The sequence below is a fragment of the Cupriavidus taiwanensis genome, assembly GCF_900250075.1.
Lineage (GTDB): Bacteria > Pseudomonadota > Gammaproteobacteria > Burkholderiales > Burkholderiaceae > Cupriavidus > Cupriavidus taiwanensis_C.
Genome location: NZ_LT977070.1, coordinates 2,133,536 through 2,146,400 on the forward strand (window position 1 = coordinate 2,133,536; position 12,865 = coordinate 2,146,400).

The window sequence follows — 12,865 nt, forward strand, 5'->3', positions numbered from 1 at the left end:
CCTTACTCCAGCGTGATGCCGACATCGCGGATGATGCGGCTCCATTTGTCGCGGTCGTTCTTCATCACCGTGGCGAAGGCCTCCGGCGTGCCGCCCACCGGCACCAGGTTCAGGTCCTGCATCTTCCTGGCGACCTCCGGCAGGCGCACGATGCGCGCGACCTCGCGCGACAGCGCGTCGACCCTCGCCCTGGGCACGCCGGCCGGGAACAGCAGGCCCATCCACGCATCCGGCTCGAAGCCCTGGTAGCCGGCCTCGCGGAAGGTCGGCACCCTGGGCAGCAAGGCCGAGCGCTCGGCGCCGGCAAGCGCCACCGGCACCAGCTTGCCGCCCTGCAGCAGCGGCATCGCCGTGCCCACCGCAATAAAGCCGAGCTTCACATGCCCCGCGGCCAGGTCGGTGGCAAGCGGCGCGCCGCCCTTGTAGGCCACGTGCTCCATCTGCAGGCCGGCCTCGCGCTTGAACAGCTCGCCCAGGATATGCCCGGTGGTGCCGGCGCCGTAGGAACCATACGGGTACTTGCCGGGATTGGCCTTGAGCAGCGCCACCACCTCCGGCAGCGTGCGCGCGGGAAAGTCCGGCGACACCGCCAGCATGGTCGACGAGATCGCCACCTCGCTGACCGGCGTGAAATCCGCGATCGGGTCATAGCCGATGCCGCGGTACAGCGACGGGTTCTGCACGTGCGCGGTAAAGGTCAGCAGCGCGGTGTAGCCGTCCCGGGCCGCCCTGGCGACGTACTTGGTGCCAGTGGTGGTGCCCGCGCCGGGCTTGTTGTCGACGATCACGGGCTGGCCCCAACTTTTGGTCAGTTCGTGCCCGATCAGCCGCGCCACGGCGTCGTTGACGTTGCCCGCCACCGAGGGCACCACGATGGTCAGCGGCCGCGACGGATAGGGTTCGCCAGAGGCGGGATCGGCGGCCGCGGCTGCGGCCGGCATCAGGGTGGGAACGGTGGCCAGCAATATGGCGGCCATGGCTGCGCGCAGCAATGCGGAACGGTATGGCATCGATGGGTCTCCTGTCTGGCTCCCTTCTGTGGTGTCCGCCGCAGTGTCCACTGCAGTGCGGTGCGCGAGGGATGCCACGCAGTCTAGGCCAGCGTCCGGGCCGGCGCGATTCCCGCGCGGCGCGAGCCAAGTCCTGCCAGGCATGGCGCTACAATGGCCCGCACCCCCAGCGCCATTCCGCCCATGCGATTCGAGGATCTAGAAGCCTTCCTGGTGGTGATCGACCAGGGCAACCTGCACCGCGCCGCCGACACGCTGGGCATGACCCAGTCCGGCCTGTCCAAGACCCTGGCGCGGCTGGAAGGCGAAGCCGGCATGCCCCTGTTCGAGCGCACCCCGCGCGGGCTGGTGCCGACCGGCGCGGGCCGCACCCTGGCCGCGCATGCGCGCCGGATCTCGCTGGCCGCCGGCGACATGCGCAGCGAACTGGCCGAGCAGCGCGCCGCGCGCGCGGGCACCGTGCGCCTGGGCGCCATCCCCTACCTGCTGCCGTCGCTGCTGTCGCCGCTGCTGGCGCAGTTCTTCCTGAGCCGGCCGCTGGCCACGTTCTCGATCGAGACCCACCTGAGCGCGCGCCTGCTGGCGATGCTGCAGAACGGCGAAGCCGACCTGATCCTGGCGGCGCGCCCCGCCAGCGTGCCGGCAGGCGTGGCCTGGCTGCCGCTCGGGCCGCTCAGCATGCAGATCGTGTGCCGCAGCGCCCACCCGCGCCGCGACGGCATCCGCACGCTGGCCGACCTCGCTGGCGAACGCTGGGTGGTGCCGGCCAGCTCGCTGTACCTGCGCCAGTGGCTGGAACAACGGTTTACCGCGGTCGGGCTGCCGCCGCCGCGCGTGGCGGTGGAAAGCACGGCGTCGCCGGTCGCCTTCGGCGAACTGCTGCGGCACTCCGACCTGCTCGGCATCATGCCGCCGCGCATGCTGCGCCAGGCCGAGGGCCAGGGACTGGCCGCGATCGACGCTCCGGGCACGTGCTGGCAGCACGAGCTGGCCGTGCTGTGGCGCGCGGACGGCTACCTGTCGCCGATCTGCCAGGACTTCCGCGATGCCGTGGTGGCGTGGTGCGCGGAAACGGCGCTGTGAGGTCGCCGCGGCGCAGCGCTTGCGCTCAGGGCACCCACCAATAGCGCGTGATGTGGAAGAACACCGGCGCGGCGAACACCACCGAGTCGAGCCGGTCGAGCATGCCGCCGTGGCCCTGGATCATGTGGCCCCAGTCCTTGATGCCGCGATCGCGCTTGATCGCCGACATCACCAGGCCGCCGAGGAAGCCCATCAGCGCGATCACCAGCGCAATCGCGCCGGCCTGCCACGGCGAGAACGGCGTGATCCACCACAGCGCGGCGCCGAGCGCGGTGGCGCTGGCAACCCCGCCGACAAAGCCCTCGACGGTCTTGGACGGCGACAGCAGCGGCGCGATCTTGCGCTTGCCGCACAGCTTGCCCCACACGTACTGCAGCACGTCGCTGCCTTGCACCACGATCACCAGGAAGGCGATCAGCAGCAGGTTGCGGCCATCGAAGCCCGGGATCGGCAGCGTCAGCAGCGCCGGCACGTGCGAAATGCAGAACACGCACACCATCACCGCCCACTGCACCCCGGCGCAGCGCTCCAGGAAGCGCGTGGTCTCGGACGACAGCGCGGCCAGGATCGGCAGCACCAGGAAGGCATAGACCGGGATCAGGATCGAGAACATGCCGTACCAGCCGATATAGACCAGCACGTACTGCAGCGGCAGGAACACGAAGAACGCGGCGACGATGGCGCGATGGTCGCCGCGCCGCGTGGTGATGATGGTGACGAACTCGCGCAACGCAAAGAACGACAGCAGGTAGAACAGCACGATCACCGCAGTGCGCCCCAGCGCAAAGGCGACGCCCATGATGCCGATCATCCACCACCAGGCCGACACGCGCTGGCCCAGGTTGTCGATCACCGCGTGCTGGCCGCCGCCCGCCACGCGCCAGCGCAGCAGCGCGGTCACGGTGGAAGCCAGCAGCAGCACACCGAACAGGCCGCCGAACAGCAGCCAGGTTTCACGGCTCCAGTGCAGGGTGGGCATGGCATTCATTCCAGTTCGGGGGCCAGCGCGAGCAGGCCGTCGCGGCAGCGCGCAAGGAACGCTTCCTTGCTGTCGTCGGCGGCCAGCCGCAGCGGCTGGCCGAAGGTCACGGTGCACAGCAGCGGCACCGGCACCACTTCGCCCTTGGGCATCACGCGGTTCAGGTTGTCGATCCACACCGGCACGAACTCGACCTCCGGGCAGGCCCGCGCCAGGTGGTAGATGCCGCTCTTGAACGGCAGCAGGCGCGCGTCGGTGGTGTTGCGCGTGCCTTCGGGAAACAGGATCAGCGAATCGCCCGCCGCCAGGCCCGCCTGCATCAGTGCCACCGGGTCGCTGCCAGGATCGCTGCGGGTGCGGTCGATCAGCAGCGCGCGGAACACATCCCGGCCGATAAAGCGGCGCAGTGGCGATGTCTGCCAGTAATCCGCGCCCGCCACCGGCCGCGTGGCCGTGCGCAGGTCGGGCGGCAGGCAGCCCCAGATCAGCACGAAATCGCCGTGGCTGCTGTGATTGGCAAAGTAGACGCGCTGCACCGCGGCCGGGATGCAGCCCTGCCAGTTGGCGCGCATGCCCGTCAGCAGCCGGGCGAAGACGATGATGGCGCGCGCGGTCGCGCGGGCAAGCCACATGGTTGGTTACCTCAGGATCAGCGATAGCAAGGCCAGCAGCAGCTGGCACACGGTCAGCGCGGCGCTGGCGCGCACCAGGCGCAGTGCGCCGCGGGCGCGCTCGGGCAACGGGCGTGCGGCGCGCGCGGCGGGCATCCAGCCCAGTTCGAGCAGCGCGGCATCGAGCCGGGTCAGCTCGGGCTGGTCCGGGGCGCCGGCCGCGAGCGCGCCGAACAGGCGCTGGTCGATGGCAACGCGCAGCAGCAGCCACAGCTGCGGCAGCGCCAGCAGCAGCGCCAGCGCCGCCGGCCAGCGCGCGCTTGCGGCGCCCGCACCCAGCCCGGCCGCCAGCATGGCCAATGCCAGTCCGGCCGCGCCGAGCCACGCGGCCCCCGCCAGCGCGCCCGTCACGGCGTGCGCAATCCAGGCATCGGTGCGGCGCGCGAGGTCAGCGTCCCGGTCAGCCGCCATCGGCAGGCTCCTGCGTGTCAGCACGGTCGAGGCAATGCTGCAGCGCCGCAGCATGTTCCGGACCGAGCACCACGGCGGGCCGATGCTGGCGCAGCAATGCCAGCGCGGCGCCGGCGTCGCGCTGCCCCTGCCGCCGCGCCAGCCAGGCTGCCGCGACCAGTGCGCTGCGCGAATAGCCCAGCGCGCAGCTCACCAGCACGCGGCGTCCCTGCCGCTGCAAGGCATCGAGCTGCGCCACCGCCTGCGCGAGCTGCTGCGGCGTGGGCACGGTCAGGTCCAGCACCGGTACGCAGCGATACGCCAGGCCGGGCAGAGTGGCCGCGCGCGGCAGCTCGGCGCTGAGGTCGAGCACCGCATCCGCGCCGAGCGCGCGCAGCTCGGACGGCGTCGGGTAGCGTCCCACCCAGACCCCCGGCGCGATCGCGCTGGCCTGCGGCGCACGCCGCGTCCACCAGCGTGAATTGAGAAAGGCGCCCAGCAGGTAAGGCGCCAGCACCCAGCGCGCGCCCGGCGCCATGGTGCCGTCGCCGTCCTTCTGGAACCACGCCGGCGCCGTCAGCGCGTAGATGCGCGCCACGCAGGCCAGCGCCAGCGCGGCCCACAGCAGCAGGAACGCCAGCGTCACCGATGCGCCCACCGCGAGCACCGCGCACAACAGGGCCACCAGCGCCCCCACGCCGTAGCGGCGCGACAGCTGCCGCGTGCGTGCATCGGGCACGCCCGCGGCGGCCGCGGGCAGCCGCATCGGCAACAGGTAAACGCACAGCCAGCCCACCAGCGCGCCGGTGGGCACGTCGATCAGGTGATGCTGCCAGGTGGTCAGCACCGACACCCCGATCAGCGCAAACCAGCCATGCAGCAGCCAGCGCCAGCCGCCGCGCAGGTGCGCCGCGAAGGCGACCCACAGGATCACCAGCAGGCTGATATGCAGCGACGGCGCCTGGTTGAACGGCAGGTCGAAGCCGCCCAGCAGCGTGAACAGCTGGCCCGGCAGGCCGTCGGCAGCGGGCCGCGCGAAGCTGAAGCGCAGCGGGAAGGCGATAAAGCACGCCACCGACACCAGCTGCGCCAGCACCAGCCGCTTCACGTGCGTCAGCAGCGCCGCGCGGCTGCGCCACAGGAAGAACGAGATGCCGTACAGCAGGTCGATCGACCAGTACGGCACGATGGTCCAGGGCAGGAATGGAATGCCGCGCTCCCATTCGTAGTAGAACGACGGCACGTCGGCGCGCTGGCTCGCCAGCCAGTTGGCAAAGCCATAGCTGGAGAAGAAGAACGCACCGGCCAGCGCGAGCAGCAGGCAGGCCAGGCCCCATGGCCGCCGGAGGTGCGCGGCGGCGCCGGCAGGCACCGTGCTCATGCGCCGCGCCTGCGCGCCAGGCTGACGGTGAAGATGCCCCACGGGTCGATGCGCTGCGTGACCTTGTCGAAGCCCGCGGCCCGCACCAGTTCATCCATCTCGGCCTGCGAGCGGCGCCGCATCACCCAGGCGGCGCCGGCCCGATGGCTGGTCAGCGCGCGCGCGATGAACTCCAGCTGCGGATGCCAGGGCTGGCCGGTATAGACCAGGTAGCCTCCCGGCGGCACCGCGCGCGCCAGGCCATCGAGCGAGCGCCGCACCATGGCGTTGTCGGGAAACAGCTCGTACAGGCCGGACACCACCGCCAGGGTCGGTGGCGGCGCCAGCGCGGCCAGGCTGTCGCCGTCAAAGGCATCACCCTGCTCGAAGCGGGCCACGTGCTGCAGGCCCTTGGCAGCGATCAGCGCACGGCCCTGCTCCACGTTCAGAGCGCTGTAGTCGCGCAGCACGATCGACTCGACCGCGGCCGCGCCGCCCTCCAGCGCGCCCAGTGCTTCGAGCACGTAGCGCCCGTGCCCGGCGGCGATATCGACCATGCGCACCGGCATGCCGGCCGCGCGCAGGCGCCGCACGGCCTCGGCGATCAGCGCCTCGGCGTGGACCTTGCGCTGGCGGATGCCGCGCCAGCCGATCGCGTCGAGGTATTGCCGGTCGGCCAGCCGACCCAGCGCGCCGCGGCCGGACGGCGTGTTGCGGTAAACGTAGTCGAGCGTGGAGCCCGAGTCGAAGCCGGTCTCATGGCCCAGCCGCACCCCGTCCGACAGCATCCCGCCCAGCTTCAGGTTGGCCCGCGCCGCGCGCCAGTACCAGGAGGCCAGTGCGCCCGGCGCCGACGCGAGCCGGTCCGCCTCCTCGCGGAACGGGCCGATCTGGTCGGCATCCAGCAGCGAGCGCGGCGCCGACGGCGTGTCGAATTCGCGCAGGATAAAGCCGCGCGCGGCATCGACTGCCCGCTTGCGGTCGCGCTCGCCCAGGGTGTCGTGGTAGAAACCGTCCAGCACGATGCGTTCCTTGGTGCGCGAACCCAGGCGCTCGAAAAAGCGGTCCTGCGGCCCGCGGTGCACGACCCAGTCGGCGCCGGAGATCAGCAGCTGCGTCGGCACCGTGATGGCGGCCGCATCGGCGACGATGCGCTCGGCGGTCTGGTACAGGTCCAGCAGGATATTGACCGCGATCGGGCGCGTGATCAGCGGATCGCTGTCATAGCTGGCAATGCGCCCGGGATCGTGCGTCAGGAATTTTGCCTTGACGTAGCTGTTGACGAAGAACTTGCCGCGCAGGCGCTGCATCAGCTTCAGCCCCGGCCGCGCGAACGGCACGTAGAGCTTGACCTTGAACGCCGGCGACGCCAGCACCAGCGCGCGGATCGGCGGCGCGTAGTCGTGCACCCAGGTGGCGGCCAGCACCGCGCCCACGCTTTGCGCGATCACCGCGGTGCGTTCCAGCGGGATGCCGTGGACTTCGGCGATATGCGCGGTGAAGGTCTGGATGTCGCGCACCGAATCCGCCAGGCTGGGGCTGTAGCCGCGCTCGCCCGGCGATTGGCCATGGCCGCGCGCGTCCCAGGCGAAGATGTCGTAGCCGGGCAGGTTGAGCTCGTCGGCGAGGTGGGCGACCCGGCCGGAATGCTCGTGGCCGCGGTGGAACAGCACCACGGCGCCGCGCGCGGGCCCCTCCACCGCCGGCCAGTGGCGATAGAACAGCGCCTGGCCGTCATGGGTCTCGAATTGCCGCTGCAGCGGCTGGCGGGTCGACAGTCGGTCCATCTCTCGCTACTCCGCAAGGCGGGACTGCGCCTCGGCAATGCCGCGGCGCACCCGGTTGGCCATGGTCATCAGCGACAGCAGCGACAGCAGCAGCCACAGCCAGCTGGCGGCCGCGCCGAAGCCCAGGCCCAGGCCGGCCCACAGCGCGATCGCGCCCACCGCGAAGGCCCGGTCGCTCTTGCCCAGCGGGCCGTCGTAGCGCCGGCTGGCGCCGGCCAGCGGCCCGATCAGTCCGGCCGCTTCGACCAGCAGCGCCAGCAGCGCGAAGGTGCCCACCTGCCCGAGGCTGAAACCGGGCAGCGCGGCCAGCGGCAGGATCAGCGCCAGGTCCGAGACCATGTCGCCAAGCTCGTTCAGGTAGGCGCCCAGCACGCTTTGCTGGCCATGCTCGCGCGCCAGCATGCCGTCGATGGCATTGAGCGCCATGCGCGCGAACAACCACAGGGGAAACAGCAGGAACAGCGCCGGCGTTTCGGCCACCAGCATGGCCAGCGCGGCCAGCACGCCGACCGCGAGCGAGCCCGCGGCGGCGGCCAGCGTGACCTGGTTGGCGGTCACGCCGCGCTGGGCCAGGTCTTGCACCATGGGACGGAGCCAGGCCTGGAACCTGGGCTTCAGTTCGTAGAGCGTCATCGCACCGGCCTCCCTGCCGAGCTGATGCCGGAAGCGCTCCGCGCGGCGGTCGCCTCCGTCTTGTTCTTGGTGTTGGTATGGCTCCTGGCCCGGCCGCGGCACGCCCCGGCCAGGGCATGGCGGCAGTGCCTGGCTCGGCACTCTATCGCCAAGCCCGGACAATACCAGATGACGCCTGCGGCCTGAACCCCACTCGCTAGGCCGATGCGATCGTGCTGCGCACGGCGTCGGTCACCTGCGCCACCACGCCGTCGCGCCAGTCGTCGGCATCGCCGTAGAAGGCGCGCCACATCGCCTGGCGCACCAGCGCGCGCTGGTTCTCGTCGGCCTCGGGATGCCGGTGCAGCCAGTGGTCGCCGCGCAGGGCGTCGAGCACCTCGCCCACCGGCAGCGTGCCGAACTCGAGCGCGATGCCGGCGTAGTCCACCGCCGGCAGGGTCTGCGGCACGGCGTGCCAGGCCAGCCCGGTCAGGTTGGCCGAGGTCGACGAGCCATCGTAGATCGAGGTCACGCGCTCGCCCCAGATCGCGCGCGTGCGCGTGATCGATTCGGGCGTGTCCGGGCCCATGTGGATGGGCTCGCCGTAGCCCCACGGGCCCAGGCCGGTATGGACGTCGATCCAGCGCAGCGCCGCGCGGCCGGCGCCGAAGCGCGCCAGGATGCGGCACAGCGTGTAGTTGCTCCAGGTGGCCTTGTCGCCGCCGTAGAACATGCCGCCCGGATCCTGGTACTGGCCACTGCTGACCGCGGCCTGGTACCACGCCATGCCGCGCTCGGCGACCGCCTTCATCAGCCGTGCCTGGTCGGCCTCCGACGGCGGCCATTGCGCCGGCAGCAGCAGCGGCGCGATCTCGGCATAGGCGGCGTTATGCGGCAGCGGCTGCGTGAAATCCATGAAGTTGCGGTTCAGGTCGACGTTGTCCTCGTTGACCCGGCGCAGATGGGAGAAGCCATAGGGATTGACCGCATGCACCAGCAGCAGGCAGGCATCGGCGGCGGCGCAATCGGCAAGCAGCGCGGCGTCGTGCAGCAGCGCCGCCTGCGCCCCGGAGCCGGCAAAGCCCTCGGCACCGTGCGTGCCCGAGGTCACCATGATGCAGCGCCCGGCCTCGGGCGCGCCGGCCAGCGCGACGTCGATCGCCAGGTCTTCGCCGGCGCTGCCGCGCCGGGTGGGATGCGGAAATTGCGCCAGCGCGGCGCCGGCGCCGCGGGCGGCGTCCAGGAAGGTCTTGCGCGCTTCGGCGTAGCTGCGAGAAAAATGGCTCATGGCGTCACCCGCGGATGCGATGCAGGCATTAGACGCCAATTCGGCGGGTCTCGCCAGTCGCGGCTAGAACAGCGTCCCGGACTGGAATCTGCCCGCCGCGGCCGGCGGTTCGGCTTCCGGCCCCCAGATGCCGGCCGACGTAAACGCCTGCGGATGCATCGCGATCCCGGCCGCGGCCAGTTGCCCCGCGGTCAGCACCAGGTGCCGCGCCAGCCAGTCATGCAGGCTGCGCAGGAAGCGGATGTTGTCGACGCTGGTGGATGCCGCGATCAGCCGTTCCAGCTTCACATGCGCGGTATAGACGTCGAGCAGGTTGATCGCGCGCAGGCGCGGCGGCGTCGACGGGCTGCGCTCGATCGCCAGGATGCGGCGCACCTGCGCCGGCGCGATGTCGCCGCTGCGCTGGTATTGCGCGTAGACGTCCTCGAGCGCCGGGAAGCGCACGGTGGGCTGCACGCGCGGCACCGCGGCCACCTTCTCCATGCGCAGCACCAGGTAGCGGATCGCCGCGGCGTGCTCGGCCGCCCGGGCCTGCGCGGGGTCGCGCCGGCGCGGGCCCGGCGCCGGCTCCGGCCAGGCCGTGCGCGGCACCATGTCGCGTTCGGTATAGTCCGGCACCAGCCCCAGCAAGCCCGGCTGCGCCAGCGCGGCGCGCGCGCAGTCCTCGCCGAACGGGTATTCGTGCCCGGCGGCGTCGCGCAGGATGTAGGCACGGCCATCCGGAAAGCCGTGATGGCGGCGGCTGGCGCCGCGCGCGTGGCAGCGCGTGGCGGGATCGACGAAGTCCTTGCGTACGGGGATCCAGCCCCCGCCGTGTGCCTGGGTCATGCGTTGCGTATTGCCTGCCTGTTGCTCGACCCGCCATTGTCGCCGATCCGCGCGGCGCGCCCCAAGCAGGGCCGGCCTACTTCAGCATGAACGACATCGCCGACAGGCAGTTCAGCATGCGCACCGCGGCCTGCACCGAATCGGCCTGGAACGACAGCGTCACGCCGTCGCGCCGCTCCAGCGTCGGCCACTGGCAGAACAGGTCGGCGTGCGCCGGCGTCTGCGTCTGCAGCGTGCAGGCCACCGGCGCGGCGATGCGCAGGCATTGCGCCTGCGCGCGCCCGCGCACCGCGCTCGCTGCCGCCGCGGCAATGGCTTCGCGCGCGGCCGCCGGCGACAGCGAGGCGCCACTGCCGAAGCCGCCCGCGGTCTTGGTCTCGACATAGCGCACCCACGGCATCAGCGCATGGGTTTCCTGGACGAACACGTCGTCGCCGCTGGCCATCAGCACCGGCACGCCGAACTCGCCGGCCAGCGCCGCGTACAGCCCGGCCTCGCCGAGCTCCTTGCCGTTGAGCCAGACCCGCGCAAAGGCGCTGCTGTTGATGGTGTGCGCCAGCACGCCGCGGCTCTGCGCGCGGCCGTGGTAGCCGATCATCAGCACGCCGTCCACGCCGGACTCGACCCCCGCCATCATGCCCAGGTAGCGCGGCTTGCCCAGCACCACCCGCGCGCGCGGGTCGAGCTGGTCCGGCAGCAGGTTGCGGAAGCCGCCGTGCGAATCGTTGACCAGCACTTCGGCCGCGCCGCCGGCAAAGGCGCCGTCGATAGCCGCGTTGGCCTCGCCGGTCATCCAGGCGCGGGCGCGTTCGTATTCGCCGTTGCCGGCGCGGGTCTGCTCGGCGTGGAACACGCCGGCGACGCCTTCGATATCGGTGGAAACAAGGATCTTCATCTCAGCTCTGGCGCAGTTCAGGCATCACGTCGAGCAGCGCGGCGCGGCCGTGGCCGTCGCGGCCCTGCACCGGCGCGGCATGCCACAGGGCATGCAGGATGGCCTGCTCGACGCTGTCCGCGGCGGCACGGAACAGCGGGTCGAGCAGGGTTTCATGCAGCAGCGCCAGCGCCGGCATCGGCCGCGCGGCGTCGTCGGGCACGGTGTAGGCCGTCGAGAACGCCAGCGCGATATCGCCCGAGCCATGCCCGAATACCGAACCGGTGCGCGCCAGCCCCGCGCCGGCGCGCAGCGACAGCCGGCGCAGCTGGCGCGCGTCCAGCGGCGCATCGGTGGCAACGATCATGATGATCGAACCCTTCTCCGGATGCGCCGCGCTGCCGGGCAGCGCCAGTCGCCGCGCCAGCTCCGGGCCGACCAGCCGGCCGGTCACGGTGAGCGATTCCGGCGTGCCGAAATTGGCCAGCACCAGCGCGCCGACGCAATGGCCGCCCGCCAGGCGCGAAGCCGAGCCGATGCCGCCCTTGACGCCGAACGCCGACATGCCGCGCCCCGCGCCCACGGCACCCTGCGCGACCTCGGGTCCCGCGCTGGCGAGCGCTGCGTCGTAGTGTTGGCCGGCTACGGCCATGCGCTGGATATCGTTCAGGTAGCCGTCATTGCACTCGAACACCAGCGGATTGACCGTGGGCAGCGCCCGGCCGATGTCCGGATTGGCCGCCACCGCCGCGCGGATCTGCGCCTGCGCCACCGCGCCGACCGCAAAGGTGTTGGTCAGCGCTACCGGTGTCTCGAGCACGCCCAGCTCGTCCACCTGCACCAGCCCCACGCTCTTGCCAAAGCCATTGAGCACGGTGGCCGCGGCGGGCACCTTGTCGCGGTACGGATCGCCGCCATGCGGGCGGATCACGGTCACGCCGGTCTGCACGCCGCCCTCGGCCAGCGTGCAGTGGCCGACGGTGACGCCGGTGACGTCGGCAAGGCTGTCCAGCGGCCCCGCGGGAAGGCGGCCGACGCGCGGCACGCCCAGGGTGGAAGCAGTCATCTTCAGCGGCGGTCGATCTTGGGGTCGAGCGCGTCGCGCAGGCCGTCGCCCAGCAGGTTGAAGGCCAGCACGGTCAGGAAGATCGCCAGGCTGGGGAAGATCGCCACGTGCGGCGCGGTGACCATGTCGGCGCGCGCCTCGTTGAGCATCGCGCCCCATTCCGGCGTGGGCGGCTGCGCGCCCAGGCCCAGGAACGACAGGCTGGCGGCGGTGATGATCGAGGTGCCGATGCGCATCGAGAAATACACCACGATCGACGACACCGTGCCGGGCAGGATATGGCGCATCAGGATGGTCCAGTCCGACGCGCCGATGCTGCGCGCGGCCTCGACATAAGTCAGCCGCTTCAGCATCAGGGTATTGCCGCGCACCAGCCGCGCGAACGCCGGGATGCTGAAGATGGCCACGGCAAAGATCACGTTGGTCATGCCGTTGCCGAGGATGGCGACGATGCCGATCGCCAGCAGGATGCCCGGGAAGGCGAACAGCACGTCGGAGATGCGCATCACGATGCGGTCCCACCAGCCTTCGTAGTAGCCGGCCAGCAGGCCCAGCACGGTGCCGATCACCGCGCCGATGATCACCGACAGGAAACCCGCCGCGAGCGAGATGCGGGTGCCGGCCAGGATGCGGCTGAAGATGTCGCGGCCGAGCGAATCGACGCCCATCCAGTGCGCGGCCGATGGGCCGGCGTTGAGCGCATCGTAGTCGAAGAAGTTCTCGGGGTCGTACGGCACGATGTGCGGCGCCATGATGGCGATCGCCACCAGCACCAGCACGAACGCGCCGGCGCCCAGCGCCAGGTGCTGCTTGCGGAATTTGCGCCAGAACTCGGTCCAGGGTGTGCGCACGGCTTCCGGCGCGGAGGCGGTAGCGGATGCCGCTGGCGCTGCGGCGGGCGTGGAAAGCTCAGTCAT

Annotated in this window: 13 protein-coding genes; 1 reads left to right on the plus strand and 12 read right to left on the minus strand. The window is 71.4% G+C overall.

The window, feature by feature from the left end; genetic code table 11:
- Window positions 1-2: 2 nt before the first annotated feature.
- On the minus strand, window positions 3-1,010 hold the full coding sequence (locus tag CBM2588_RS09855) for a Bug family tripartite tricarboxylate transporter substrate binding protein (protein ID WP_115680388.1): 1,008 nt from the start codon (window positions 1,008-1,010) through the stop codon (window positions 3-5).
- A gap of 183 nt (window positions 1,011-1,193) precedes the next feature.
- Between CBM2588_RS09855 and CBM2588_RS09860 the strand changes: the two genes are divergently transcribed.
- On the plus strand, window positions 1,194-2,093 hold the full coding sequence (locus CBM2588_RS09860; protein WP_115681453.1) for a LysR family transcriptional regulator: 900 nt from the start codon (window positions 1,194-1,196) through the stop codon (window positions 2,091-2,093).
- Between the two features lie 25 nt (window positions 2,094-2,118).
- Here the strand turns inward: CBM2588_RS09860 and CBM2588_RS09865 are convergent, their stop codons facing one another.
- The 11 genes from CBM2588_RS09865 to gsiD all read right to left on the minus strand — a co-directional run bounded on the left by CBM2588_RS09865 (window position 2,119) and on the right by gsiD (window position 12,865).
- Complete coding sequence (locus CBM2588_RS09865; RefSeq protein WP_018005716.1) at window positions 2,119-3,081, minus strand: phosphatidate cytidylyltransferase; 963 nt, start codon at window positions 3,079-3,081, stop codon at window positions 2,119-2,121.
- Entirely contained in the window at window positions 3,078-3,704 is a 627-nt protein-coding gene (locus CBM2588_RS09870) for a lysophospholipid acyltransferase family protein (protein WP_115680389.1), read from the minus strand. Before CBM2588_RS09870 ends, CBM2588_RS09865 begins: the two co-directional genes overlap by 4 nt.
- A 6-nt stretch (window positions 3,705-3,710) precedes the next feature.
- The gene (locus CBM2588_RS09875; protein WP_115680390.1) at window positions 3,711-4,154 is read right to left on the minus strand and encodes a hypothetical protein; all 444 of its coding nucleotides are present in this window, start codon (window positions 4,152-4,154) and stop codon (window positions 3,711-3,713) included.
- Window positions 4,144-5,514 (minus strand): phosphatase PAP2/dual specificity phosphatase family protein, encoded by a 1,371-nt coding sequence (locus CBM2588_RS09880; RefSeq protein WP_115680391.1) that lies wholly within the window; start codon window positions 5,512-5,514, stop codon window positions 4,144-4,146. Before CBM2588_RS09880 ends, CBM2588_RS09875 begins: the two co-directional genes overlap by 11 nt.
- Window positions 5,511-7,280 (minus strand): bifunctional alpha/beta hydrolase/class I SAM-dependent methyltransferase, encoded by a 1,770-nt coding sequence (locus CBM2588_RS09885; protein ID WP_115680392.1) that lies wholly within the window; start codon window positions 7,278-7,280, stop codon window positions 5,511-5,513. The genes CBM2588_RS09880 and CBM2588_RS09885 overlap by 4 nt, the downstream gene beginning before the upstream one ends.
- A 6-nt stretch (window positions 7,281-7,286) precedes the next feature.
- The gene (locus CBM2588_RS09890; protein ID WP_115680393.1) at window positions 7,287-7,913 is read right to left on the minus strand and encodes a CDP-alcohol phosphatidyltransferase family protein; all 627 of its coding nucleotides are present in this window, start codon (window positions 7,911-7,913) and stop codon (window positions 7,287-7,289) included.
- Window positions 7,914-8,109: 196 nt separating this feature from the next.
- Window positions 8,110-9,180, minus strand: a complete 1,071-nt coding sequence (locus tag CBM2588_RS09895) for a M14 family metallopeptidase (RefSeq protein WP_115680394.1) — start codon at window positions 9,178-9,180, stop codon at window positions 8,110-8,112.
- A 63-nt stretch (window positions 9,181-9,243) separates the two neighbouring features.
- Complete coding sequence (locus tag CBM2588_RS09900) at window positions 9,244-10,008, minus strand: hypothetical protein (protein ID WP_115680395.1); 765 nt, start codon at window positions 10,006-10,008, stop codon at window positions 9,244-9,246.
- Between the two features lie 76 nt (window positions 10,009-10,084).
- Window positions 10,085-10,903 carry a M55 family metallopeptidase gene (locus CBM2588_RS09905; RefSeq protein WP_115680396.1) on the minus strand — a complete coding sequence of 273 codons (819 nt, stop codon included), beginning with the start codon at window positions 10,901-10,903 and terminating at the stop codon, window positions 10,085-10,087.
- A gap of 1 nt (window position 10,904) precedes the next feature.
- Window positions 10,905-11,948, minus strand: coding sequence for a DmpA family aminopeptidase (locus CBM2588_RS09910; protein ID WP_115680397.1), 1,044 nt, complete (start codon window positions 11,946-11,948; stop codon window positions 10,905-10,907).
- Between the two features lie 2 nt (window positions 11,949-11,950).
- Complete coding sequence (gsiD, locus tag CBM2588_RS09915; RefSeq protein WP_115680398.1) at window positions 11,951-12,865, minus strand: glutathione ABC transporter permease GsiD; 915 nt, start codon at window positions 12,863-12,865, stop codon at window positions 11,951-11,953.